Source organism: Isoalcanivorax pacificus W11-5 (assembly GCF_000299335.2).
In the GTDB taxonomy this organism is placed as follows: domain Bacteria; phylum Pseudomonadota; class Gammaproteobacteria; order Pseudomonadales; family Alcanivoracaceae; genus Isoalcanivorax; species Isoalcanivorax pacificus.
The window spans coordinates 729,033-754,726 of record NZ_CP004387.1; the positions used below are offsets into that span (position 1 = coordinate 729,033).

At 60.8% G+C, this 25,694-nt stretch carries 16 protein-coding genes, 2 tRNA genes and 3 rRNA genes; 13 read left to right on the top strand and 8 right to left on the bottom strand.

Annotated elements, in window-relative coordinates:
• Window positions 1-26: 26 nt before the first annotated feature.
• The gene (ilvY, locus tag S7S_RS03450) at window positions 27-926 is read right to left on the bottom strand and encodes an HTH-type transcriptional activator IlvY (RefSeq protein WP_008740426.1); all 900 of its coding nucleotides are present in this window, start codon (window positions 924-926) and stop codon (window positions 27-29) included.
• A gap of 130 nt (window positions 927-1,056) precedes the next feature.
• On the opposite strand from ilvY, the gene ilvC reads away from it, so the two are divergent.
• The 8 genes from ilvC (at window position 1,057) to rrf (ending at window position 10,360) form a co-directional block, all read left to right on the top strand.
• The gene (gene ilvC / locus S7S_RS03455; protein WP_008740425.1) at window positions 1,057-2,073 is read left to right on the top strand and encodes a ketol-acid reductoisomerase; all 1,017 of its coding nucleotides are present in this window, start codon (window positions 1,057-1,059) and stop codon (window positions 2,071-2,073) included.
• 101 nt (window positions 2,074-2,174) lie between these two features.
• Window positions 2,175-2,972, top strand: coding sequence for a CDP-diacylglycerol--serine O-phosphatidyltransferase (gene pssA / locus S7S_RS03460; RefSeq protein WP_008740424.1), 798 nt, complete (start codon window positions 2,175-2,177; stop codon window positions 2,970-2,972).
• A gap of 117 nt (window positions 2,973-3,089) precedes the next feature.
• A complete protein-coding gene (locus S7S_RS03465; RefSeq protein ID WP_008740423.1) occupies window positions 3,090-4,628 on the top strand; it encodes an aldehyde dehydrogenase family protein in 1,539 nt (512 codons plus the stop codon).
• A gap of 357 nt (window positions 4,629-4,985) precedes the next feature.
• Window positions 4,986-6,528 (top strand): 16S ribosomal RNA (locus S7S_RS03470).
• A 76-nt stretch (window positions 6,529-6,604) separates the two neighbouring features.
• Window positions 6,605-6,681: transfer RNA gene (locus S7S_RS03475), tRNA-Ile, on the top strand.
• 64 nt (window positions 6,682-6,745) lie between these two features.
• Window positions 6,746-6,821 (top strand) — tRNA-Ala (locus tag S7S_RS03480).
• Between the two features lie 300 nt (window positions 6,822-7,121).
• Window positions 7,122-10,014, top strand: a 23S ribosomal RNA gene (locus S7S_RS03485).
• 230 nt (window positions 10,015-10,244) lie between these two features.
• A 5S ribosomal RNA gene (gene rrf, locus S7S_RS03490) occupies window positions 10,245-10,360 on the top strand.
• Together the 16S, 23S and 5S rRNA genes with 2 tRNA genes alongside form the textbook arrangement of a ribosomal RNA operon.
• A gap of 127 nt (window positions 10,361-10,487) precedes the next feature.
• Here the strand turns inward: rrf and tnpC are convergent.
• From tnpC to tnpA, 3 genes are all read right to left on the bottom strand, one after another.
• Complete coding sequence (tnpC, locus tag S7S_RS03495) at window positions 10,488-12,068, bottom strand: IS66 family transposase (RefSeq protein ID WP_041025928.1); 1,581 nt, start codon at window positions 12,066-12,068, stop codon at window positions 10,488-10,490.
• 83 nt (window positions 12,069-12,151) lie between these two features.
• Entirely contained in the window at window positions 12,152-12,487 is a 336-nt protein-coding gene (tnpB, locus tag S7S_RS03500; protein WP_041025929.1) for an IS66 family insertion sequence element accessory protein TnpB, read from the bottom strand.
• On the bottom strand, window positions 12,484-12,828 hold the full coding sequence (gene tnpA / locus S7S_RS18740) for an IS66-like element accessory protein TnpA (protein ID WP_052269201.1): 345 nt from the start codon (window positions 12,826-12,828) through the stop codon (window positions 12,484-12,486). Before tnpA ends, tnpB begins: the two co-directional genes overlap by 4 nt.
• 538 nt (window positions 12,829-13,366) lie before the next feature.
• On the opposite strand from tnpA, the gene S7S_RS03510 reads away from it, so the two are divergent.
• From S7S_RS03510 to S7S_RS03525, 4 genes are all read left to right on the top strand, one after another.
• Window positions 13,367-14,398 (top strand): efflux RND transporter periplasmic adaptor subunit, encoded by a 1,032-nt coding sequence (locus tag S7S_RS03510; protein ID WP_008738248.1) that lies wholly within the window; start codon window positions 13,367-13,369, stop codon window positions 14,396-14,398.
• 27 nt (window positions 14,399-14,425) lie between these two features.
• A complete protein-coding gene (locus S7S_RS03515) occupies window positions 14,426-17,566 on the top strand; it encodes an efflux RND transporter permease subunit (RefSeq protein ID WP_008738247.1) in 3,141 nt (1,046 codons plus the stop codon).
• Window positions 17,567-17,659: 93 nt separating this feature from the next.
• Window positions 17,660-19,282: a methyl-accepting chemotaxis protein gene (locus S7S_RS03520; protein WP_008738246.1), complete on the top strand. Its 1,623-nt coding sequence runs from the start codon at window positions 17,660-17,662 to the stop codon at window positions 19,280-19,282.
• Between the two features lie 123 nt (window positions 19,283-19,405).
• Window positions 19,406-19,615 (top strand): DUF2061 domain-containing protein, encoded by a 210-nt coding sequence (locus S7S_RS03525; RefSeq protein ID WP_008738245.1) that lies wholly within the window; start codon window positions 19,406-19,408, stop codon window positions 19,613-19,615.
• A 30-nt stretch (window positions 19,616-19,645) separates the two neighbouring features.
• Here the strand turns inward: S7S_RS03525 and S7S_RS03530 are convergent, their stop codons facing one another.
• Window positions 19,646-20,596 (bottom strand): DUF4382 domain-containing protein, encoded by a 951-nt coding sequence (locus S7S_RS03530; protein ID WP_008738243.1) that lies wholly within the window; start codon window positions 20,594-20,596, stop codon window positions 19,646-19,648.
• Between the two features lie 146 nt (window positions 20,597-20,742).
• Between S7S_RS03530 and S7S_RS03535 the strand changes: the two genes are divergently transcribed.
• Window positions 20,743-21,435 carry a TetR/AcrR family transcriptional regulator gene (locus tag S7S_RS03535; RefSeq protein ID WP_008738242.1) on the top strand — a complete coding sequence of 231 codons (693 nt, stop codon included), beginning with the start codon at window positions 20,743-20,745 and terminating at the stop codon, window positions 21,433-21,435.
• Between the two features lie 8 nt (window positions 21,436-21,443).
• On the opposite strand, the gene S7S_RS03540 is transcribed toward S7S_RS03535, so the two are convergent.
• From S7S_RS03540 to S7S_RS03550, 3 genes are all read right to left on the bottom strand, one after another.
• Window positions 21,444-22,262, bottom strand: coding sequence for a class I SAM-dependent methyltransferase (locus tag S7S_RS03540; protein ID WP_144401583.1), 819 nt, complete (start codon window positions 22,260-22,262; stop codon window positions 21,444-21,446).
• Between the two features lie 4 nt (window positions 22,263-22,266).
• Window positions 22,267-22,860, bottom strand: coding sequence for a TetR/AcrR family transcriptional regulator (locus S7S_RS03545; RefSeq protein ID WP_008738233.1), 594 nt, complete (start codon window positions 22,858-22,860; stop codon window positions 22,267-22,269).
• A 63-nt stretch (window positions 22,861-22,923) separates the two neighbouring features.
• Complete coding sequence (locus S7S_RS03550) at window positions 22,924-25,686, bottom strand: valine--tRNA ligase (protein WP_008738230.1); 2,763 nt, start codon at window positions 25,684-25,686, stop codon at window positions 22,924-22,926.
• Window positions 25,687-25,694 lie beyond the last annotated feature (8 nt).

Genomic DNA, 25,694 nt, shown 5'->3' on the forward strand with positions numbered 1-25,694 from the left:
CCCGGGCTTTGCCGGGGAACCGCTGGCTACGGCATATGCCGGCCCAGCTCCCGCTGATGCCAGAACGCATCGATCAGCGGCTCACTGAGCCGCTTCGTCAGCGCAAAAATCCCTACTTCATAGGCCTCCAGCACAGGCTGTACATCCAGCACCCGGATGCGTGTGGCCAACGGGCTGTTATCCAGCACGATCTGCGGCACCACGCCGACACCAAACCCCAGACTGACCATGCTGACAATCGCCTCGTTGCCGCTGACCTGCGCGTAGATCTGCGGGCGAATACCGTGCGCCCGGAACCATTCATCCGTACGTTCCCGTGCCAGGCCTTCCTCGGAGAGGATCATCGGCACCTCCTCCCAGGCCTGTCCGTCAGCAGGCCCCTGCAACCGCTCGGCCAGCTGCGGCTGGCTGGCCGGGGCGATGAACAGCAGCGCCGAGCGGGTGATGGGCAGGAACGCCACGTCTGCCGGCAACTGATTCGGCCGCGCTCCGATAGCAATGTCCTCCGTACCATTGAGCACCCGGTCTACAGCGCGGGCCGGGTCGCCGGTGTGCAGCTTGATCTCGATACGCGGGTAGTTGTGCCGGAAGCTGCTGAGCATGTCGTGCAGGAAGGAGTAACTGGCGGTGACCGAGCAGTACAGGCTCAACTCGCCCTGCAGGATGCGCTGCTCGTCCTGCAGTGCCAGCCGTACCGCCTGCCAGTCGGCCAGCGCCTGGCGGGCGTAGTCACGAAAACGCTCGCCCTCGCGGGTCAGGCTGACGCGGCGGTTGTCGCGATAGAACAGCGTCACATCCAGTTCGGTTTCCAGCTGGCGGATGCTGCGGCTCAAGGCCGAGGGGCTGACGTGACACAAGCGGCTGGTGCGGCCGAAATGCAGTGTGTCGGCCAGGGTGAGAAAGAGCTGAAGCGGGCGGGTATCCATGGTGTGTTTCGATAATCGGCATGCAGTGTTGCAAATATATCATTTTACGCAATACAGCCGATAGCCTATGGTGACAGCCCTGAAACGGCCCCGTTGCCGTACCGAACAATCACCAGCTCAGGGTAAGACCATGCAAGTCTATTACGATAAGGATTGTGATCTCTCCATCATCCAGGGCAAGAAAGTGGCCATCATCGGCTACGGCTCCCAGGGCCATGCCCACGCCTGCAACCTGAAGGATTCCGGCGTTGACGTGACCGTGGCGCTGCGCCCGGGTTCGTCCTCCGTGGCCAAGGCCGAAGCGGCCGGCCTGACTGTGAAAGCCGTGCCGGAAGCTGTTGCGGCAGCGGACGTGGTGATGGTGCTGACGCCGGATGAATTCCAGGCGCAACTGTACCGCGACGAGATCGAGCCGAACCTGAAGCAAGGCGCCACCCTGGCGTTTGCCCACGGTTTTGCCATCCACTACAACCAGATCGTGCCGCGCAAGGACCTGGACGTGATCATGATCGCGCCGAAGGCGCCGGGCCACACTGTGCGCACCGAGTTCACCAAGGGCGGCGGTATTCCTGACCTGATCGCGATCTTCCAGGACGCTTCCGGCAACGCCAAGAACCTGGCGCTGTCCTACGCCTGCGGCGTCGGCGGCGGCCGTACCGGCATCATCGAAACCACCTTCAAGGACGAGACCGAAACCGATCTGTTCGGTGAACAGGCTGTCCTGTGCGGCGGTGCTGTCGAGCTGGTCAAAGCCGGTTTCGAAACGCTGGTGGAAGCCGGCTACGCGCCTGAAATGGCCTACTTCGAGTGCCTGCACGAACTGAAGCTGATTGTCGACCTGATGTACGAAGGCGGCATCGCCAACATGAACTACTCGATCTCCAACAACGCCGAGTACGGTGAGTACGTCACCGGCCCGGAGGTGATCAACGCCGAATCCCGTGCCGCCATGAAGAATGCGCTCAAACGCATCCAGAACGGCGAGTACGCCAAGATGTTCATCGCCGAAGGCGCTCACAACTACCCGTCCATGACCGCTGCGCGCCGCAACAATGCCGCGCACCCGATCGAACAGGTGGGTGAGAAGCTGCGTGCGATGATGCCGTGGATCCAGGCCAACAAGATCATCGACAAGAGCAAAAACTGATTCCCGGGCCACCCCGGATGCGGTACAAGAAGCGCGGCCATCCGGCCGCGTTTTTTGTCTTGGCGCAACTCGGTTAAACTGGGCCATCAACGGAGTGCCCTATGACTGATCCACAGAACACAGACCATCAGGATGATTCAGGCTTCGAAGTGATCGAGCCGGCCCGTGACCGCAATGGTCACCGTCACCGCGGGGTTTACCTGCTGCCCAATCTGATCACCACCGCCGCGCTGTTTTCCGGCTTCTACGCCATTGTGGCTGCCATGAACGGCATGTTCATGCATGCCGCCGTAGCGATCATCGTGGCCGGCATCCTGGACGGCATGGACGGCGGCATTGCCCGCCTGACCAACACCCAGAGCCAGTTCGGCGCAGAATACGATTCACTGTCGGACTGTGTTGCCTTCGGCGTGGCGCCGGGCCTGGTGGCCTACGCCTGGGGGTTGTCCGAGCTGGGCAATTTCGGCTGGGCGGCGGCCTTCATCTACGTCGCCTGTGCGGCGTTGCGGCTGGCGCGTTTCAATCTGCAGGCGGTCAGTTCCGACAAGCGTTTCTTCACTGGCCTGCCGAGCCCGTCGGGCGCGGGGCTGGTGGCGACCATGGTCTGGCTGGGCGCCAGCCGTGAGATCAACGGGACAGAGATTGGTTATCTGGTCGCTATCGTTACGGCGGGGGCCGGGCTGCTGATGGTGTCTTCCATCCGCTATCACAGCTTCAAGGAGTTCCGTATCGGCCGGGTGCCGTTCCGGGCGCTGCTGGGTGTGATCGTTGCCTTTGCCATCGTGTTCCTGGACCCGCCGCTGGTACTGCTGACGCTGGCGGTGGTGTACGTGTTGTCGGGGCCTCTGCTGTTCCTGGTGCAGGGCCGGCGGCGAGCGCGCCGCAAGCCGGCCAACTGAGTGCTTGCCACAGGGTATTGAACGGGGTCGGCGTTACGCGCCGGCCCCGTTTTCGTTTTGGGCGCGCTTTCCCTTTATGTGCTTTGCTGGTACAAAAGTGCCAAAAAGGAGCGCGTCATGGCTTTCCCCGTTATTGATCCGGTCACCGGAGCCACCCTTTACCATCAGCGTGCGGCGACGCCGGAGGACTGTCGTGCGGCGATGGCCAGCGCCCGGGCTGCCGCCGCCGCCCTGCGGGACGTCCCGCTGGCGGTGCGCCTGGAGGCGCTGCAGGCGGTGCTGGACTGGCTGCAGCGGCGGCGCGAGTGGCTGCTGGACCAGATCGTGGCGGAATCCGGCCGCTGTCGCGGCGATGCCATGCTCTCCGACCTGTTCCAACTCACCGAAGACCTGCATTGGCTGCACGATAACGCCGCCCGCGTGCTGGCGGATGAAACCGTGCCGACGCCGATCACATTGCTGGGCAAGCGCAGCCGCATCTTCCACGAGCCCCGTGGCGTCGCGGTGGTGATTTCTCCCTGGAATCTGCCGCTCGCGATCGGCATGACGGCGGCCATGTTTGCGTTGGTGGCGGGCAATGCTGTGGTGCTCAAGCCGTCTGAACATACCCCCATGAACGCGATGTTCGACGAAATTCGTGCCCTTCATCCGCTACTTTCTCAGGCGTTGCAGGTAGTGCAGGGGAGTGGCGACACCGGCAGCCGGCTGATTGCCGAACGGCCGGATCTGGTGGTGTTCACCGGCAGCCTCGCCACGGGCCAGAAGATTCTCGCCCAGACGGCGCCGTTACTGGTGCCGGTGATCATGGAGCTGGGGGCCAAGGATGCCATGCTGGTGTTCGATGATGCAGACCTGCCACGTGCCGTGGCGGCCGCCTGCTGGGGGAACCTGCATAACAGCGGGCAGAGTTGCACCGCGATTGAGCGGCTGTATGTGCAACGCGGTGTGTATGACCGCTTTCTGGCGGCGCTGGTTGAATCGAGCGAGCGGATCACTACCGGGACGGGAGCCGAGGCTGATCTCGGTGGCATCACCACCGATTTCCAGATGCGTCGTATCGAGGAGCAGGTCGAGGAAGCCAGGCAGCGTGGCGCCACAGTGCATTGTGGCGGCCGGCGTAGTGAGTGCGGCCGTTTCTATCTGCCGACCGTGGTCTCCGGCGTCACCGACGACATGCGCCTGGCGCGGGAAGAAACCTTCGGCCCGGTGCTGGCGCTGTACCGTTTCAGCGAAGAAGCCGAGGCAATCGCGCTGCACAATGCCAGCCCCTACGGACTCAGCAGCAGCGTCTGGACCACCGATCGAGCCCGGGGTGAGCGGCTGGCGCGGGCGCTGGAGACGGGCTGCGTGAACCTCAACAACGTCATGCTCACCGAGGGCAATGCCGGCCTGCCATTCGGAGGGGTGAAGCTCTCGGGCTTCGGCCGCATGAAGGGCGCCGAAGGGTTGCTGGGCATGACCCGCTCAAAGGCCGTGCTGGAAGACCCTGCCCGAGGCAAGCCCGAACCGAACTGGTACCCCTACTCTGGCGAGAAGCTCTCGCTGATGGGTGGCCTGCTGGATGCGCTTGGCGAGAAAGGGCTGATGCGATGGTGGCGGCTGGCGCGTGCCGGGCTTGCCATTGAGCGGCTGGTGAGGCGATTGTCCCGGCGGTGAGTGGAACGGGCTGGCCGGACGCTTGAGATTGCTTAAAAAACAGCCGCTAAATCCCTGATTTCAGGTCAAAAACTAGCCATATCAGAGGGTTTTGGCTAAAACATGAACGGTCGATGAAAATCTCAAAAAAAAGTATTGACCGTCTGGCAAATCTCTCTAGAATGCGCCCCCACAACGACGGCACACGGCAACAACGGTGACCGACGCGCTCTTTAACAATCAGGCAGACAAACGTGTGGGACCTGTTCTGTGTCGGGTTTAAAGAATTCGGCTACAGAGCAAGTCAAGCTCAAATGAGTGTAATTTGCGAACTAGCTGAGCATGTATTAAGTGCGTAGGCACTTTAAACGCTTTTCTTAACTGAAGAGTTTGATCATGGCTCAGATTGAACGCTGGCGGCAGGCCTAACACATGCAAGTCGAGCGGCAGCGGGGAGTAGCTTGCTACTTTGCCGGCGAGCGGCGGACGGGTGAGTAACGCGTGGGAATCTACCCATTTGTGGGGGATAACTTGGGGAAACCCAAGCTAATACCGCATAATCCCTACGGGGGAAAGCAGGGGATCTTCGGACCTTGCGCAGATGGATGAGCCCGCGTCGGATTAGCTAGTTGGTAGGGTAAAGGCCTACCAAGGCGACGATCCGTAACTGGTCTGAGAGGATGACCAGTCACATCGGGACTGAGACACGGCCCGAACTCCTACGGGAGGCAGCAGTGGGGAATCTTGGACAATGGGGGCAACCCTGATCCAGCCATGCCGCGTGTGTGAAGAAGGCCCTAGGGTTGTAAAGCACTTTCAGTAGGGAGGAAGGCTTCGGGTTAATACCCTGGAGTACTTGACGTTACCTACAGAAGAAGCACCGGCTAATTTCGTGCCAGCAGCCGCGGTAATACGAAAGGTGCGAGCGTTAATCGGAATTACTGGGCGTAAAGCGCGCGTAGGCGGTTAGTTAAGTCGGATGTGAAAGCCCAGGGCTCAACCTTGGAACTGCATCCGATACTGGCTAGCTAGAGTGCAGTAGAGGGAGGTGGAATTTCCGGTGTAGCGGTGAAATGCGTAGAGATCGGAAGGAACACCAGTGGCGAAGGCGGCCTCCTGGACTGACACTGACGCTGAGGTGCGAAAGCGTGGGGAGCAAACAGGATTAGATACCCTGGTAGTCCACGCCGTAAACGATGTCTACTAGCCGTCGGCGATCTTGTATTGTTGGTGGCGCAGCTAACGCGATAAGTAGACCGCCTGGGGAGTACGGCCGCAAGGTTAAAACTCAAATGAATTGACGGGGGCCCGCACAAGCGGTGGAGCATGTGGTTTAATTCGATGCAACGCGAAGAACCTTACCTACTCTTGACATCCTCGGAACTTGGCAGAGATGCCTTGGTGCCTTCGGGAGCCGAGTGACAGGTGCTGCATGGCTGTCGTCAGCTCGTGTCGTGAGATGTTGGGTTAAGTCCCGTAACGAGCGCAACCCTTGTCCCTAGTTGCCAGCGGGTTATGCCGGGAACTCTAGGGAGACTGCCGGTGACAAACCGGAGGAAGGTGGGGACGACGTCAAGTCATCATGGCCCTTACGAGTAGGGCTACACACGTGCTACAATGGCCGGTACAGAGGGCAGCGAAGTCGCGAGGCGGAGCAAATCCCTTAAAACCGGTCGTAGTCCGGATTGCAGTCTGCAACTCGACTGCATGAAGTCGGAATCGCTAGTAATCGCAGATCAGAATGCTGCGGTGAATACGTTCCCGGGCCTTGTACACACCGCCCGTCACACCATGGGAGTGGATTGCACCAGAAGTAGGTAGCCTAACCTTCGGGAGGGCGCTTACCACGGTGTGGTTCATGACTGGGGTGAAGTCGTAACAAGGTAGCCGTAGGGGAACCTGCGGCTGGATCACCTCCTTAACGACTAAACCTGAACACAGTTCAGGGACCCACACGTTTGTCTGTCTGGTTAAAAAGAGTGCAGGCCGAGAGTTTAGGGTCTGTAGCTCAGTTGGTTAGAGCGCACCCCTGATAAGGGTGAGGTCGGTGGTTCAAATCCACCCAGACCCACCAGATTTACTGCTGCGGCAGCCAGTTCGGAAGCCGATCCAGTAGTGAGTCTGGATGCTGCAAATATGGGGCCATAGCTCAGCTGGGAGAGCGCCTGCCTTGCACGCAGGAGGTCAGCGGTTCGATCCCGCTTGGCTCCACCAAATGCAGGCTGGTTACGTACTGGCAAACTGAAAAGTTTGGCAAGCAAAGTCAGAACCAAGTGCCTTGGGCTGTATCAAAGACATTTGCTTCTGGCTTTTTTAGGCCGGTAAGAAAAGCGCCATGATGACGAGTCTGGTGCAAGCTCTTTAAAAATTTGGATAGAGAAGTCGAGTCAAAGTAAAGATGTGAGTGTCTTGAATACGATACTTGCGTCTTTCGGCGAAACTGACATGTTGCTGCTGTGTAACCTGGTGGTTGTCTGCTTGAAGTTTGGGCGAGATGACTGTTTTGGGTTATATGGTCAAGTGACGAAGCGTACACGGTGGATGCCTTGGCAGCCAGAGGCGATGAAGGACGTTGTAGCTTGCGATAAGTCTCGGGGAGGTAGCAAACAACCTTTGATCCGGGAATTTCCGAATGGGGCAACCCACCTGCTGTAAGGCAGGTATCTTAGGACTGAATCCATAGGTCCTTAGAGGCGAACGCGGGGAACTGAAACATCTAAGTACCCGTAGGAACAGAAATCAACCGAGATTCCCTTAGTAGCGGCGAGCGAAAGGGGACTAGCCCTTAAGCTTCTCATCATTTAGCGGAACGGTTCTGGAAAGGCCGGCCATAGTGGGTGAAAGCCCCGTATGCGAAAGGTGGTGGGAAGTGAAAACGAGTAGGTCGGGACACGTGTTATCTTGACTGAATATGGGGGGACCATCCTCCAAGGCTAAATACTCCTGGCTGACCGATAGTGAACCAGTACCGTGAGGGAAAGGCGAAAAGAACCCCGGAGAGGGGAGTGAAATAGAACCTGAAACCGTGTACGTACAAGCAGTCGGAGCCCATTTCGGTGGGTGACGGCGTACCTTTTGTATAATGGGTCAGCGACTTAATTTCAGTAGCGAGGTTAACCGAATAGGGGAGCCGTAGGGAAACCGAGTCTTAATAGGGCGCTAGTTGCTGGGATTAGACCCGAAACCGGGCGATCTACCCATGGCCAGGTTGAAGGTGCGGTAACACGCACTGGAGGACCGAACCGGGATCTGTTGAAAAAGATTCGGATGAGCTGTGGGTCGGAGTGAAAGGCTAATCAAGCTCGGAGATAGCTGGTTCTCCCCGAAAGCTATTTAGGTAGCGCCTCGGACGAATACCACTGGGGGTAGAGCACTGTTTCGGCTAGGGGGCCATCCCGGCTTACCAACCCGATGCAAACTCCGAATACCAGTGAGTACTATCCGGGAGACACACGGCGGGTGCTAACGTTCGTCGTGAAGAGGGCAACAACCCAGACCGCCAGCTAAGGTCCCTAAATCCAGTTAAGTGGGAAACGATGTGGGAAGGCTTAGACAGCCAGGAGGTTGGCTTAGAAGCAGCCACCCTTTAAAGAAAGCGTAACAGCTCACTGGTCGAGTCGGCCTGCGCGGAAGATGTAACGGGGCTCAAACTGGATACCGAAGCTGCGGATGCACACTTAGTGTGCGTGGTAGGGGAGCGTTCTGTAAGCCGTTGAAGGTGTGTTGAGAAGCATGCTGGAGGTATCAGAAGTGCGAATGCTGACGTGAGTAACGACAATGGGGGTGAAAAACCTCCACGCCGAAAGACCAAGGTTTCCTGCGCAACGCTAATCGGCGCAGGGTGAGTCGGCCCCTAAGGCGAGGCTGAAGAGCGTAGCTGATGGGAAACGGGTTAATATTCCCGTACTTCTCGTAACTGCGATGGAGGGACGGAGAAGGTTAGGCCTACCGGGCGTTGGTTGTCCCGGGGAAAGGCAGTAGGCTGGGATCTTAGGCAAATCCGGGATCCTAAGGCTGAGAGCTGAGACTATTGGGCCTTTGTGCCCGAGAAGTGGTTGATACCATGCTTCCAGGAAAAACTTCTAAGCTTCAGGTTACGAGGAACCGTACCCTAAACCGACACAGGTGGTTGGGATGAGTATTCTAAGGCGCTTGAGAGAACTCGGGTGAAGGAACTAGGCAAAATTGTACCGTAACTTCGGGAGAAGGTACGCCGGTGGATGTGAAGGGCTTGCCCCGTAAGCGTCTGTCGGCCGCAGTGAAAAGGCCCCTGCAACTGTTTATTAAAAACACAGCACTCTGCAAACACGAAAGTGGACGTATAGGGTGTGACGCCTGCCCGGTGCCGGAAGGTTAATTGATGGGGTTATCTTCGGAGAAGCTCTTGATCGAAGCCCCGGTAAACGGCGGCCGTAACTATAACGGTCCTAAGGTAGCGAAATTCCTTGTCGGGTAAGTTCCGACCTGCACGAATGGCGTAATGATGGGGGCGCTGTCTCCACCCGAGACTCAGTGAAATCGAAATCGCAGTGAAGATGCTGTGTACCCGCGGCTAGACGGAAAGACCCCGTGAACCTTTACTATAGCTTCGCATTGGACTCTGAGCCTGCTTGTGTAGGATAGCTGGGAGACATTGAAGCCGGGACGCCAGTTCCGGTGGAGTCAACCTTGAAATACCAGCCTGGCATGTTTGGGGTTCTAACCTCGGTCCGTTATCCGGATCAGGGACAATGTGTGGTGGGTAGTTTGACTGGGGCGGTCTCCTCCCAAAGAGTAACGGAGGAGCACAAAGGTACCCTCAGCACGGTCGGACATCGTGCGCTGAGTGCAAAGGCACAAGGGTGCTTGACTGCGAGACCCACAAGTCGAGCAGGTACGAAAGTAGGTCTTAGTGATCCGGTGGTTCTGTATGGAAGGGCCATCGCTCAACGGATAAAAGGTACTCCGGGGATAACAGGCTGATACCGCCCAAGAGTTCATATCGACGGCGGTGTTTGGCACCTCGATGTCGGCTCATCTCATCCTGGGGCTGAAGCCGGTCCCAAGGGTATGGCTGTTCGCCATTTAAAGAGGTACGCGAGCTGGGTTTAGAACGTCGTGAGACAGTTCGGTCCCTATCTGCCGTGGGCGTTGGAGACTTGAGAGGAGCTGCTCCTAGTACGAGAGGACCGGAGTGGACGCACCTCTGGTGTTCCGGTTGTCACGCCAGTGGCATTGCCGGGTAGCTATGTGCGGACGGGATAACCGCTGAAAGCATCTAAGCGGGAAGCCCCCCTCAAGATAAGGTCTCCCTGGGAACTTGATTCCCCTGAAGGGCCGTGGAAGACCACCACGTTGATAGGCTGGGTGTGGAAGCGCTGTAAGGCGTGCAGCTAACCAGTACTAATTGCCCGTGCGGCTTGACCATATAACCCAAAGCGGTCAGCGCCATGCAGCGCGATCCGGGTACAATGGCAGGACGTGTCAGAGACACGACGAAAGACGCAAGTGTATTCAGACCTTGCATCATTACTTCGACTTCCTATCCAGCATGTCTTGATGCCGCCCGCAAATGCGGGATGTAACAAGGCAGACGCCTTTGGGATCTTGCAGCCAGTACTGTGGCCTCGCCACAGAGCAAGAAACCAAACCAGTTTGCCTGACGACTTTAGAGCGTTGGAACCACCTGATCCCATACCGAACTCAGAAGTGAAACGACGCATCGCCGATGGTAGTGTGGGGTTTCCCCATGTGAGAGTAGGACATCGTCAGGCTCCTAAAAAAATGAAAACCCCGCCGCTTCGCGTCGGGGTTTTCATTTTTAGGACACGATGAACTCCTCTCCCTACCTCGCAGCGCAACGCGCTGCCATGTGAGTAAGCGTCCGGCGAACCCACCTTGCTAAACGGCATCGGGTTTCCAGTGATGCGGCAGTAGTTCGTCGATGGCATTGTTCTTCTGCGTCGGCAATCGCTGCAGCACATTGCTCAGATAGGCATACGGGTCATGGCCATTCAGTCTGGCTGACTGGATCAGGCTCATAATGGCGGCGGCACGCTGCCCACTGCGCAGGCTGCCGGCAAACAACCAGTTGGAACGCCCCAGCGCCCAGGGCCGGATCTGGTTTTCCACCTGATTGTTGTCGATGGGCACGGCCCCATCTTCACAGTAGTGTATCAGCGCTTGCCACCGCTTGAGGCTGTAGTCGATTGCCCTGGCTGTGGCGGAGCCGTTCGGTACTTTCTGCCGGTGTGTCATCAGCCATTGATGCAGGCTGTCCAGTAGGGGCTTTGATCGCTGCTTCCGAAGTCGTTGCCGCGCCTCGGCGGACAACGCTTTACCCCCGCGCTCAATCTCGTAAAGCTGCTGGATCAGTGTCAACGCCTGTTCGGCGATCTGGCTTTTGTTGGCTGTATGCAGCTCGTAGAACTTCCGGCGCGCATGCGCCATGCAGCCGATTTCAGTGATGCCGCGCTGGAAGCCGGCCTTGTAGCCGCTGTAGTCGTCGCAGACCAGTTTGCCCTGCCAGCCGTCGAGGAAGGTGCGGGCGTTGGCGCCGGCCCGGTTCTCGGCGAAGTCATACACCACGGCATGCAGGGCGGCAGTGGCCGGGCTGCAGTAGGCCCAGATGTAGGCCCGGTGGGCTTTCTTCTTGCCGGGCGACAGCATGGGAACAGGCGTCTCGTCGGCATGTAGCACTGGCTGCTTGAGCAACGCTTCACGCAGAGCGTCTGCCAACGGTTGCAGGGCCACGCCGCAACGGCCCACCCATTCAGCCAGCGTCGAGCGGGCGATGCCCAACCCGGCGCGGGCAAAGATCCTTTCCTGCCGGTACAGCGGCAAGTGATCCGCGTATTTGGCGATCAGCAGGTGGGCCAGTAAACCGCTGGTGGGCAGCCCCTTGTCGATGATCTGCGCCGGGACCGGGACCTGGGTGAGGCGCTCGCAGTGCTTGCAGACCCACTTGCCGCGCACATGGCGCTCGACAGTAAAGGTGCCGGGGGTGTAATCGAGCTTTTCACTGATGTCTTCGCCGATGCGCTGGAGCTGGCAGCCACAGGTGCACTCGGTGTTGTCCGGTTCGTGCGTGATGATCGTGCGCGGCAGGGTCGGCGGTAATGGCACACGCTTGGGCTGGCGCTTCGCCGGTGCGGAGGGGGTATCTGCTGATTCAGCAGCCTCGGACAGTGTCGCCTCGATCGCCGCGATATCCGCGTCCACCAGTTCATCCAGCAGGCTGGCCTGGTGGCTGTTCAGGCCTTCACTGCGCTTGCCGAAGCGATGGCGCTTCAGGATGGCCAGCTCCTGCGTGAGCTTGTCGTTCAGCAGCTGGTGATGCTTGAGCTGATGACCCTGCTGCGCAATGGTCTGACCTTGCTGAGCGATGGTCTGCTCTTTTTCCGCCGCATCGGCCAACAGTTGCGCCGCCAGTTGGCGTAGCTGTTCGGCAGTGAGCTGGTCGAGATGCGGCGGTGTCGTCATGGCCATTATCTTGCCAGACGCCGCCGCCGGAAGTGATACCAGAGAGGGCGCGCTGACCGGCGCACAGGCCAGCGCCAAGGGCTTTAAAGTATGGCAATACCCCGATCACAGCCGACCTGGTGCCAGGGCAAACCGACCACCAGCGCCTGAAGCTGTTCGGATGTCAGGGCGATACGCTCGCCCTGACTCAGTCCGCCCCAGACAAAGCCGCCCTGATGCAAACGCCGCGCGGCCAGCCACAGGCCAAAGCCATCATGCACCAGCACCTTCATGCGGTTGCCTCGCTTGTTGGCAAACAGGTAGGCGCAGTGGGGACGCGCTTCGCCGAATACCTGGACCACACGGGCCAAGGCCGTATCCGGGCCGGCGCGCATATCCAGCGGCTCCGTGGCCATCCAGATGGCCTCGATCCGGATCACGGCGTCAACGTCCGCAGCCAGGGAAGGGCGCGCTCGATCTGTGCCAGAGGCCAGCGGACTGTCACGCCAGGCAGCTCGAACACCACCTCGGCCACTGAGGACGCAGAGGGCGGCGGCATCGGCATGGGGACAGGGATAAATTTACTCTCAGCAGGCGGCTTCGAACTGACTTCGGCAGCACGGCGCCACTTGTGGATCAGATTCGTGTTGAGACCGTAGCGCAGCGCCACATTGGCGACGGAAGCCTCCGGGGCCTGGCACTCTTGAAGAATCCTGGCTTTGAACTCCGGGGAATAGCGGCGGCGCTTGGCGGGTGTCTTGGCAGGAAGCATCTCACTCATATTAGGTGTCCACTTAGTAATAGGTGGACACCTAAACTACCGGCCACAATCACGCTCGGTAGATGGGTTCGCCGGACGCTTACGCGCAACGCGCTGCCATGTGAGTCGGGCGCGACCCCGGCGCGATGCACCGCAGGTGCCAGGCGGGGGCGCCACCGGCGTCGCGCAGCGATCGCAAGCACTGCTTGCGACCCAAGTAGGACCTCCCAACGTCACGCGACTGCCAAGCGAACTGAGCGCACAACCCCAAAAAAAAAACGCCCTGTCAGGGAATCCTGGCAGGGCGTTTTACTTATGTGCGCTCTCACATGGGGAAACCCGCTCTTTATAGGTGGGGCCCGCTGCGCGGGTCCGGCCACCGGGCATAGCCCGGCGGCGCTACACCACACTCGCCGCAAGACAGCGAAAGACACATGGTTTACCCCCCCTACGCGATCTTCACTCCGCAACACCTACCCTAAACCTTGACCCAAATATCCTGCTGGGGCCTACTGAGCCCCGACCTAATCCGGAATGCGACACACTTCGAGGAGCCATCATGCCGGCGCGTGCGCTGCTGCCTGTCATTCTGATCCTGCCTTTGTTTGCGCTGGCCAATACACCGGTCCGCGTGACGGAGGCGGTGGCCGGACGTATTACCGAGCAGGTGCCTGTCACCGGGACCGTCACCTCGGCCCGCAGCGCAATGCTGTCGGTGTCGGTGGGGGGGCTGGTGGAGTCAGTGGCGCTGGATGCCGGGGCGCGGGTGGAAGCCGGTGATGTGGTGTTGCGGCTGGACGCTGAGTTGCAGCAGGCGCGCTATGACAGCAGCCGGGCGGCTGTACAGGAAGCCGAGGCGCGGCTGGCTGATGCGCGGCGGCGGCAGGCGGAAGCCAGTACGTTGCGCGGCGCCATCCCCGCCAGCGAGATACGCAGTCTGGAAGCGGAAGTGGAAATGGCGGCTGCGGCCGCCGCACGGCTGGATGCAGAGGCACGCCAGCAGCGCGCTCTGTTGCGGCGTCATGCTGTGCAGGCGCCGTTTGCCGGTGTGATCAGTGAGAAGCTGGTGGAGGTCGGTGAATGGGTCGCGCCGGGAGACGCGGTGTTGGCGTTGGTGGATACCGATGCGCTGCGCATTGATTTCCCGGTGCCGCAGGAATACGCCGGTCGTCTGGACGACCAGGTGAACGTGTTGCTGGGTGCCGGGGACGGTGTGCGGGCAGAGGTGATTGCCTCGGTGCCGGTCAATGATCCCACGGCAAGGACGTTTCTGATGCGCACGGCTGTGCCGCAGGAGTTGGCCTTGTTGCCCGGTATGTCGGTGCGCGCCCGCCTGCGTTTGCCGGCTGCACAAGAGCAGGTGCTGGTGCCCCGTGATGCGCTGGTGCGCTATCCGGACGGGCGCGTCTCGGTCTGGCTGGTCGTCGCAGAAGAGGGCGATACCGTGGCGCGGGAGCGCTTTGTGCGTACCGGGGCCACGCGAGACAGCCAGGCGGTGGTCCTTGAAGGGCTGGCCGCCGGCCAGCAGGTGGTGGTTCGCGGTAACGAGGCGTTGCGTGACGGCATGATCCTGACCGTGCAGGGCGAGTGACGCATGACCCGATGCGGGGTGGTTTGAATGTTTGAGGGGATTGTCCGTCACGGCACGCAGATGACCGTCGCGGTGCTGATTGTCTGTGTGCTGGGGATACTGGCCGCCCTGCGCATCCCGGTGCAGATGATTCCGGACCTGGAGGTGCGCACGGTCACCGTTCAGACCCAGTGGCCTGGTGCCACACCGCAGGATATCGAGAAGGATATCCTGATCGAGCAGGAAGAATACCTGCGCAATGTCCCGAACCTGCAGCGCATGACCTCGACGGCCACCAGTGGCAGCGCCGAGATTGAGCTGGAATTCCCGTTTGGCGTCGACATTACCGAAATCCTGATCCGGGTGAACAACGCGCTCAGCCAGGTGCCGTCTTACCCGTTGAACGTGGACCAGCCGCGCATTCTTTCCACGTCGTTTTCCGCCAACGCCTTCATGTATTACCAGATCGGACCGCAACCGGGTAATCCGCGGGGCGTGGATATGGACATGATGCGTGATTTTATTGACGACAATGTCCGGCCACGTATGGAAAGCGTGTCTGGTGTGTCCCAGGCAGAGTTGCGTGGCGGCGCCGAGCGACAGTTGCAGTTGCTGTTTGAGCCGGCGCGGCTGGCCGAGCGCAATCTTTCGGTGCTGGAAGTACGCGAGGCGTTGCGTGCGCGAAACCGGGATGTGTCCGGCGGCGAACTGGACAGTGGCAAGCGCCGTTATCTGCTGCGCACCGTGGGGCGCTTTGACGAGATCGACGAACTGGAAACGCTGATCATTGCGCGCCGTGGCGATGCGGTTATCCGGGTGGGCGATGTGGCGACGGTGGTGCTGGACCACTTTCCGATCACCGCCGAGGCGCGCGTCAATGGTGACCCGGTGATCAGCCTGGCGGTGCGCCGGGAAAGTGGCTCGAACGTGATCGCGATCAAGCGGGCGATGACGGAGCAGGTGGCGCTGATCAATCAGGAGGTGCTGGAGCCGGCCGGCATGCGCATGTCGCTGATTTCAGATGACGTCCGCTATGTCGAGGCATCGGTGCGCAATGTCTGGATCAATCTGGCACTGGGGGCGCTGTTCGCAACGCTGGTGATGTATCTCTTCCTGCGTTCCGTGAAGGTGACACTGGTCGGTGTGGTGGGTATTCCCATATGTACCATCGCCGCGTTCCTCGGCCTGCTGCTGGCCGGGCGCACGATCAACGTGATTTCACTGGCTGGCGTGGCGTTCGCCATCGGCATGACGCTGGATAACAGTATTGTCGTGCTGGAAAGCATTGAGCTGGAGCGCCGCCGGGGCCTGGAGCGCATGCGTGCGGCGGTGGAAGGGATCCGCAAAGTCTGGCCAGCGGTGCTGGCCTCCACGCTGACCACCGTGCTGGTGTTCCTGCCGGTGGTGTTCATTGCCGAGGAAGCGGGGCAACTGTACTCGGATATCGCCATCGCGGTATCGGCGTCGATTCTGGTATCGATGCTGGTGTCGATGACGGTGATTCCCACCTTGTCCGCGCGTCTGGACTTTGGCCCGGTGGTGGCGCATGACGGCGCGTCCAGCCCCTGGATGCAGCGGCTGCACCGGTTGTCAGTGGCCTGTATCCGGTCCACGCGCCGCAGGGCGGTGGTAGTGGCGTCGACGGTTGCCGGTTGTGTGGTGGTGATTGTCTGGCTGACGCCCGCCGCTGAATACCTGCCGGAAGGTGAGGAGGCAAAGACCTTTGCGGCGATGAATGCGCCGCCGGGCTACAACCTGCAGACCATGAGCGAGATCGGCCGTGAGGTGGAAGCGCATTTCCTGCCGTTTGTGGGCGATGACCCGGCGCGGTTTCATCGCGGTGAGGTGCCGGTGCCGGCCATGGCCTACATGAATCTCGGGGTGGATGCGCAACGCCTGCGCATCATTGCAGAAGCGGTGGACCCGGCGGATATCGAACCGTTGATGGACAGCCTGAGCGCGTACTATGAACGCTATCCCGGCATGCGTGCATTTGCCGCCCGGGGGTCGATCATTTCCAGCAATGACGGCGGCACCCGGAGTGTAAATCTGGATATTGCCGGGCCGGACCTGGCCACGCTGTACGAGGTGGCACTGGCCGCCTATACGCGTGCAGAGCAGGTGCTGGACAATCCCCGCATCCAGTCGAACCCGCCCAGCCTGGCGCTGGCGCAGCCCCTGGTGGAAGTGCGCCCGGACTGGGAACGTGCGGCGGAGGTGGGCATGCGGGCCGAAGAGATCGGTTTCAGCGTGGCGGCGCTGACGGACGGCGCCTTTCTCGATGAGTTTTATTTCGGCGATGCGAAGATTGATATTTATGCCTACAGCGACGAGGGAGTGCAGGCATCGCTGGATACCCTGGGCAACCTGATGATCCATACGCCACGTGGCACCGTGCTGCCGCTGTCGTCGCTGGTGGAGATCGTCGAGACGGTGGACACCAGCGTGGTGCGCCGGGTGAATGGCCGTCGGACCGTGACATTGAACATTATCCCGCCACGGGATATTCCGCTGGAAACCGGCGTGCAACGGGTCAGTCAGGATGTGGTCGCCGCATTGCGTGAGGAGGGCCGGATTCCGGCGGAGGTTACGCTGGATATTTCCGGCGCCAGCGATCAGTTGCAGGCAACGCGTGAGGCATTATCGCTGAATTATCTGGTGGCGCTGGTAATTGTCTACCTGCTGCTGGTGGCGATCTTTACGCATTGGGGGTTCCCGTTGCTCATCATGACCACCATTCCGGTGGGGATTGCGGCGGGTATCGTCGGGCTGTTGCTGTTCAACGGCATCGGGCTGCTCATGGAGGCATCGGGGCTCGGCAGCCTGAGACAGCCATTGGACATGATCACCATGCTCGGCTTTCTGATTCTCATGGGGACGGTGGTCAATAATCCGATCCTGATTGTGCATCAGGCGATGCTCAACCAGCAGCAGGGGCAGGATGTGATCAGCGCCGTGAGTGACGCAGTCCATACCCGCCTGAGACCGATTGCCATGACGACCATCACCACCGTGTGTGGCCTGGCACCGCTGGTGCTGCTGCCCGGGGAAGGCACGGAGCTGTACCGCGGCGTGGGCATCGTGGTGCTGGCCGGCCTGTTGGGGACAGCATTTATTACACTCACCTTCCTACCGGCTCTGACCGCGCTGGTCCTGCGTCCCCGGTCTGCCAGGGCCGCCTCGTGCTGAGCCCTGTTCAAGTTCACTCGCCAGACGGCCGATAAAACGGACATTACGCCGGGCATCCGCCCGGCTGTGTGTGCGTAGCTGATCGAGGGACGTATGGGCGAGTGGTTTGGAAAAATCCGGATTAAATATGCGCTGGCGTTTATCGGCGTGGCGCTGGCCGTGTTGCTCGTTGCAGTGGTGGATGCGTTATTGGTCAATACGGTGCGTGAGCGAATGCTGGCGTTCAGCGGCGTCTTTAATCCGGCGGTGTCTGCGGTGCTCAATGGCGACCGGGACCTGTACCAGGCCCGGTTGTCTGAAGTGGAATATCTGGCAGAGGCACCGGGCTCGCCCAGGTTGATGGCGCTGGCAGGTCTTTACGAAGAGGATGCCGTGCAGGCGTATGAGCGCATGCAGGTGTTCATCTCGCTGCTATCGGATTACCCGGAGGTGGTGCGCCGCCTGAACCGTTTTGAGGCGCTGTATCGTGAATGGCGCAGTGCCTCCGGAAAGGTGCTGACGTATTGGAACGCCGGCGAGGCAGAGGCGGCAAGGGCGCAGCTGCAAGGCCCTTCCCTGAGCGCCTTTGAAGCGCTGCGAGGAATGTACAACGTGGCGGGCGAAGCCGCCGACGCCAAGGTAGCAGAGCTGGAAAAGGCGACAGTGACGCGCATCCGGCGACAGGGCCAGGCCGTTGCGCTGTTTGTGGCGGTGGTGTTTGTGCTGGCCGCTGCGCTGGCGCTGATGGGCCCACGCATGATGTCGCGGGCGATCGAGCAGGTGAGCGGGCGTATTCGCGAAATCACCGAGGGCGACGGCGACCTGACAGCGCGGATCGACAGCCGCCGACGTGACGAAATCGGCGAGCTCGCGCAGCAGTTTAACCGTTTTATCTCGCGCATCGACGTCACGTTGCAGTCGGTCCGTGACAGCGCGCGCAGTGTGCATCGCGCAGCCGATGAGATCGCCCAAAGCAGCCAGGAGCTGTCGTCGCGTACCGAACAGACGGCGGCCAATCTGCAGGAGACTTCCGCCTCGATGGAAGAAATTACCGCCACCGTGGGGAATTCATCCGATGTGGCACAGCAGGCAGACGAGCTGGCCAAGTCGGCGGTGAATGTGGCGCATGAAGGCCACGGCGCAATGCGCGAGGTGGAGCGGACCATGCAACGTATCAATGAATCCGCTGCCCGCATCAATGACATCGTGTCGCTGATTGATGGCATCGCGTTCCAGACCAATATCCTGGCGTTGAACGCGTCTGTGGAGGCCGCACGTGCCGGGGAGCATGGGCGCGGGTTTGCTGTGGTGGCGCAGGAAGTACGCAGCCTTGCCAGCCGCTGTGGCGAGGCCTCGCGGGATATCCGCTCACTGGTGGAAGAATCTGTCGGCAATACCCGGCAGGGCGCGGACGGTGTCCGCAAGGCTGGAGATACCATGACAGACGTGGTTGCCGGCATCGAGCAGGTGACGCGCATGATCGGTGAGATCAGCAGTGGTGCTCAGGAACAGAGCCGTGGCATCGGGCAGGTCAACACCGCTGTGGCCGAACTGGACAGCATGACCCAGCACAATGCCGCGATGGTGGAGCAGGCCAGTGCGGCGGCCGACGAGATGCGCGTCCAGGCGGACCAGCTCCAGGCGTTGATCGGCAGTTTCCGGCTCAGTGCAGATGGGGAGCGGGGGCAGGCGCGCGAGGCGGAGCGGGCACCAATGGTCGCCCGGCGGCTGGCCTGATCATCGATAGATAAGGGCTATTGATGTGACAAAGGCAACATCCTTCCTGTCCGTGCGAAATCTGGCATCCTGTAGACAAGAATGATTCCCACTACGGGCGGTTTGGCAGTTCAGGAGAGTCCCATGATCAAGACAGCGACGTTCGGTGCCATGCACATCATTGTTGCTTTCATCGTCGTCGGGATAATGACCGGCGACTGGATGGTGGGCGGCGCAGTGGCCCTGGTCGAGCCGATGGTCAACACGGTGGCCTACCACTTTCACGAGAAGGTCTGGGTGCGGCTTCGCAGGCCCCGCGCGGATGACGGCAACGGCCCACTGTTGACCGTATAGACCTTTGCGGGGCGGTCGCCCCGCAAAGCCTTACAGCAGGTCCAACTCCAGCACTTCTCCCGCCTCAACGACGATTTCCTGGCGTGCATCAAATCGCAGAGAGTCCTGCCTCATCGGCTCGTCCGCCATGCCCTGGCAGGTGACGCCCAGCGTGTAGCTGCCCGCCGGGATAAAGCCGAATTCAAAGCTGTATTCGCTGCTGCCAGTGTCCTTGATGACCTGCGCGGTGGCATAGGGGTTGCGGCTGCCAATGGGCGTCCCTGCGCGATTGGTATAGATATCGCCCATGTTGACGCCGGCACCCCGGTACAGATAGACGTTGTTGCCCAGGCTGCGGCCCTCATCGGCGGCGTTGTCGCTGGTGCAGTAGTCGGCCGTGACCAGTGCCTCCGCGACGGTGCCGCTTATCGTGCCGCTGTCTTCATTGCGGGCCAGTCGCAGGGTGGGGCGCAGCAGATAGTAGCTGCTTTCCGGTTTCAGCAGGGCTTTGCGCAGGTCCAGTTCCAGGGTGAAGCGGGCATCTTCGTCATCGGGGATGCGGAACGACTGGTTCAGCTGCAGGTAGCGCGTTTCGGTACCGCTGACGGCATCCTCCTCCAGTTGCAGCGGGAATTCCTGTCCGTTTTCACGTTCGCGCACCAGCGAATCGTCGTTGCGCTCGGAAATATACAGCCGTATCCAGTCGTAAGTGCCATCACGCACCTCTTCCAGCGGCAGGAGCTGTCTGGCGTTGGTGCCCTGGAAATCGAGCAGGTTGTCGATCACCACCGGCGGGTCGATGGGCAGGTTCACGGAGCCGTTCTCGTAGCCCAGGGTGATGCGGTTGATAGTCAGTTTGACCAGGTCAACCCGCTCCGCCGGGCCGTCGATCAGTGCGAAGCTCGCGCGGCCATCGTCACTGCGGTTGCCGAATTCGCAACCCTCATTGGTAAAGGCGGCAAACAGCGCCACCATCGCGACCGGAAGAAAATGTGCCGACATAACCTCGCCTCCCTAGCTGGTATGCGGGCCAGACGCCCGCTGCCCGGTCCGTTCTGGTACGGATGGGATAGACTCTCTGTTTACGCTGGGGGCCGGGTTGGTTAAGCTTTGACCTCCCGATTTCACAGTGACAGCAAGCAGACTCCATGGACGACAAGGCTCATCAGGACCTCGACGCAATCCGAGAAGTAGTGAATCAGGTGCTGGATACTTACCAGGGCCAGGACCGCAACATACAGCGCTCCCAGGCGCGGGCGGAGATTCTGATTCACTCCATGGGCGTGTTTGCCCAGCGTGGTTTGCATCGTACCACGGTACAGCATCTGCTTGATGCCGCCGATATTTCCCGGCGTACCTTCTATAAATATTTCAATAACAAGGTGGATGTACTGGAAAGCATCTACCGCATTTTCGTCGAGAACATGATCCTGCGCTTTCGCGAGCAGGTTCAGCAATCGGCGACGGTGAAGGACATTATCAGTAATACCACCAACATCTATTTTGATTATCACGTGTCCATGGGGCCGGTGATCCGCCTGATGATGGAGGAAGCCCGCCGGACCGGTTCGCCGCTGGCGCCGTACCGTGAGAACGGCCAGACGCTGGCGGTGGAGATTCTCAGTCATGAAATCGAACGCCTGATCGGACGCCGTTTCGATCCGCTGGTGCTGCGCACCATGCTCTGGAACCTCGAGAACTATTCTCTCTATCTTTTCAGCCGTGGCAACGACCAGGTCAGTGATGGCGAATTGCTACGTTGCAAACGCGTCATGACTGGCATTGCCGAAGCTGTAGTACTGGGCGAGGTCGACGACGACCTGCTGGCCCCGCCCCGGTAACACCCCGCCTACTCGGGCCGCCTGAACTTGAGCGTCATGCGGTCACTTTCCCCGATGGCCAGATAGTGCGCCCGGTCGGTGTCGCCCAGACGCAACGAGGGCGGCAGGGTCCAGACGCCGGCCGGATGCGTCGCCGTGTCACGCGGGTTGGCATTCAGCTCGCTGCGTTCGACCAGCTGGAAGCCTGCCTGTTCCGCCAGCGCGATCACATAGGCTTCGGTCATATAGCCAGAGGCGATCTGCTCTTCAAAAGAGCGCCCGGCCGGGGCGCGATGTTCCACCACCCCCAGCAGGCCGCCCGGCTTGAGTGCCTGGTAGAAGGCCGCAAAGGCCGCCTCTGCCTGGCCGGCTTTGGCCCAGTTGTGCACGTTGCGGAAGGTCAGTACACGGTCCGCGCTACCGGCGGGGGCAATCACGGTGCTTGCCGGTGGTGCCAGCTCGGTGACAATCACCTGATCATACAGCGACGGGTTGGCCGCCAGCTTTTCACGGTAGGTGGCCAGTGAGCGCCGGAAATAGGGCACGTCGCTGTCGGCGCTGAAATGCGCGGCGTAATAACGGCCACTGTCGCGCAGCAGCGGGGCGAGGATTTCGCTGTACCAGCCACCGCCCGGCCAGATCTCCACCACGGTCATGTCTGGCTGCACGTCGAAGAAGCGCAGTGTATCGGCGGGTCGGCGCGCTGCATCGCGGGCGACAAAGTCGGCGCTGCGATGCGGATTGGCGACGGCGGTCTCCACGGCGTCGAGGGCGGTCGGTGTGCTCTGGCAGGCGGCGAGTGTGATCAGGCCGGCCAGCAGCAGGCCGTGGTGCAGCATTGATGTCATGATGTTATCCCTTGTTGGCAGGCGCACGCAGGCCGTTGATCAGCACACGGAGATAATCGCTGGCCTGTTCTTCGAGATCGCCGCTCCCGGTCAGTGCCCAGGTGTAGGCGGTACCAATGATCAGATTCATCATCATCTGAATGGTTTCACGCGTGTTCAGTGCAGTGAAGTAACCGTCCTTGCGCAACTCACTGAAGAAGGCTTCCGCCAGCGGCAGGTTCTGTTCAATCAGGGTCAGGTGCTGGCGCTGGATGTCACCGGCGAAATCGCCGGCTTCCTGCACCAGTACGCGGGTAAAGGCCCGGTTGCTGGCAATAAAGGCGGCGATGGCGCGGCAGGCGCGCTCCATGCGGGCCAGCGGGGGCGCATCGCTGATCAGGTGGCGCAGCGCAATATCGCGGATCTGGTTGAGGTTTTCCTCGACGATCACCAGCAGTAACTGCTCTTTGGACTGGAAGAACTTGTAGATGGTGGCCTTGCCGACCCCGGCGGTCTCGGCAATGGTTTTCACCTCGGCGGTGCGAAAGCCTTCGCGGGCAAACACTTCGCGGGCGGCGGCGAGGATGCGGTCGCGGCGCTGGTCGGTGGGATCGGTCATGGGCACGGCCCTGCTATATCGGGTGTGCCCGAGTATAGCAGAGCGTGCCGGAGGGGCCTGGGGTTACAGGTATTTGATCTTTTCGAGCTGTTCTTCCAGGCGCGCCAAGCTGGAACGGAATTCGTCCAGTTTGGCCTGCTCGCGGGCGACCACATCCGCCGGGGCCTTGTCGGCAAAGCCGGGGTTCTTGAGTTTCTGGTCACAGCGGCTGACTTCCTTGCGCAGCTTGTCGATCTCGCGGCTCAGGCGCTCGATCTCGGCGTCCTTGTCGATCAGGCCAGCCATCGGCACCAGGATTTCCATGCGGCCAACAAGCTGCGTGGCGGACGGTGGTGCGGATTCGTCGGCGCCGAGCAGGGTAATGGACGACAGCCGGGCCAGCTTGCTCAGGAAGGCCCGGTTTTCTTCCAGGCGGCGGCGGTCTTCGTCGTCACCGTTGTGCAGGAACACGTCCAGTTCCTTGCCCGGCGCAATGCGCATCTCGCCGCGAATGTTGCGCACGGCGGTGATCACGTCCTTGATCCACTGGATATCCTGCTCTGCCTGGGCGTCAAGTTTGGCGGTGTTGGCGGCGGGGTAGGGTTGCAGCATGATGCTGTCCCCCTGCACGCCAGCCAGCGGCGCGACACGCTGCCAGATTTCCTCGGTGATGAAGGGCATGAACGGATGCGCCATGCGCAGCAGCGCTTCCAGCACGCGCACCAGTGTGCGCCGGGTGCCGCGCTTGCGCGCTTCGCTGTACTGGTCGCCGTACAGCACCGGTTTGGACAGTTCCAGATACCAGTCGCAGTATTCGTTCCAGATAAACTCGTATGCTGCGTAGGACGCCTGGTCGAAGCGGAAGCTGTCGAGTGCTTCGCTCACTTCCTGTTCGGCACGTTGCAGTGCGGAGATGATCCAGCGGTCGGACAGGCTCAGTTCGACCTCGCCACCGTCGAGGCCGCAGTCCTGTCCCTCGGTGTTCATCAGCACATAACGGGCGGCGTTCCAGATCTTGTTGCAGAAATTGCGGAAGCCCTCGATGCGGCCCATGTCCCACTTGATGTCGCGGCCAGTGGCGGCCAGTGACAGGAAGGTGAAACGCAGCGCGTCGGTGCCATAGGCGGCGATGCCGTCCGGGAATTCCTTGCGTGTCTGTTTGTCGATGCGCGCGGCCATCTGTGGCTGCATCAGGCCGCTGGTGCGCTTGGCCACCAGGTCATCCAGGCTGATGCCGTCGATCAGGTCGAGCGGGTCGAGCACGTTGCCCTTCGACTTTGACATCTTGTTGCCTTCGGCATCACGCACCAGGCCGTGGACATACACCGTTTTGAACGGCACTTCGCCGGTGAATTTCAGTGTCATCATGATCATCCGGGCGACCCAGAAGAAAATGATGTCGAAGCCGGTCACCAGCACGCTGCTCGGGTGGAAGGTGTTCAGTTCCGGCGTGTCATCCGGCCAGCCGAGGGTGGAGAAGGTCCACAGTGCGGAGCTGAACCAGGTATCGAGGACATCGTCGTCCTGGCGCAGTGGTGCGTCGCCCAGGCCGTGCTTTGCGCGCACTTCTGCTTCACTGCGGCCGACGTAGACCTGGCCGGCCTCGTCATACCAGGCCGGGATGCGATGGCCCCACCACAGCTGGCGGGAAATGCACCAGTCCTGCAGGTCGCGCATCCAGGAGAAATACATGTTCTCGTACTGTTTTGGCACGAACTGGATGCTGCCGTTTTCCACCGCGTCGATGGCCGGCTTCGCCAGTGTTTCCACCGCCACGAACCACTGGTCGGTGAGGTACGGTTCAATCACCACGCCGGAACGGTCGCCGCGCGGCACCATCAGCTTGTGGTCGACGACTTTTTCCAGCAGGCCGAGGGCATCCAGGTCGCTGACGATCTGTTTGCGCGCCACGTAACGGTCCATGCCGCGGTAGGCCTCGGGCACCTCGTCGTTCATGGCGGCGTCGATGGTGAACAGGTTGATCATCGGCAGGTTGTGGCGCTTGCCGACGTCGTAGTCATTGAAGTCGTGCGCGGGCGTGATCTTGACGCAGCCGGAGCCGAAGTCGGGGTCGACATAGTCATCGCCGATAATCGGGATCTCGCGGTCCGCCAGCGGCAGGCGGATCATCTTGCCGATCATGTCGCGGTAGCGCGGGTCTTCCGGGTGTACCGCCACGGCGGTATCGCCGAGCATGGTTTCCGGGCGCGTGGTGGCGACCACAAGATGCCCGGAGCCGTCGGCCAGCGGGTAGCGGAAGTGCCACATGTGGCCCTGTTCTTCCTGGCTTTCCACTTCCAGATCGGAAATCGCGGTGTGCAGTGTCGGGTCCCAGTTGACCAGGCGCTTGCCGCGATAGATCAGGCCTTCTTCATGCAGACGGACAAAGGCTTCCTGCACGGCGCGGGAAAGCTGCTCGTCCATCGTGAAGCGCTCGCGTGACCAGTCCAGCGAGGAGCCCAGGCGACGCATCTGGCCTGTGATAGTGCCGCCGGATTCGGCTTTCCATTCCCAGATTTTTTCGATGAAGGCATCGCGGCCGAGATCGTGGCGGGTCTTGCCTTCGGCGGCCAGGCGGCGCTCCACCACCATCTGCGTGGCGATGCCGGCGTGGTCGGTGCCGGGTTGCCAGAGGGTGTTGCGGCCCTGCATCCGGCGGTAGCGGATCAGCGTGTCCATCACCGCGTTGTTGAAACCATGGCCCATGTGCAGCGAGCCGGTTACGTTTGGGGGCGGCACCATGATGCTGTAGGGCTCGCCCTCGCCTTGCGGGGCGAAATAGCCGGCTTGTTCCCAGCGCTGGTACCAGCGCTGTTCGATGGCGTCAGGTTGGTAGGTCTTGTCCATGGTCAGGA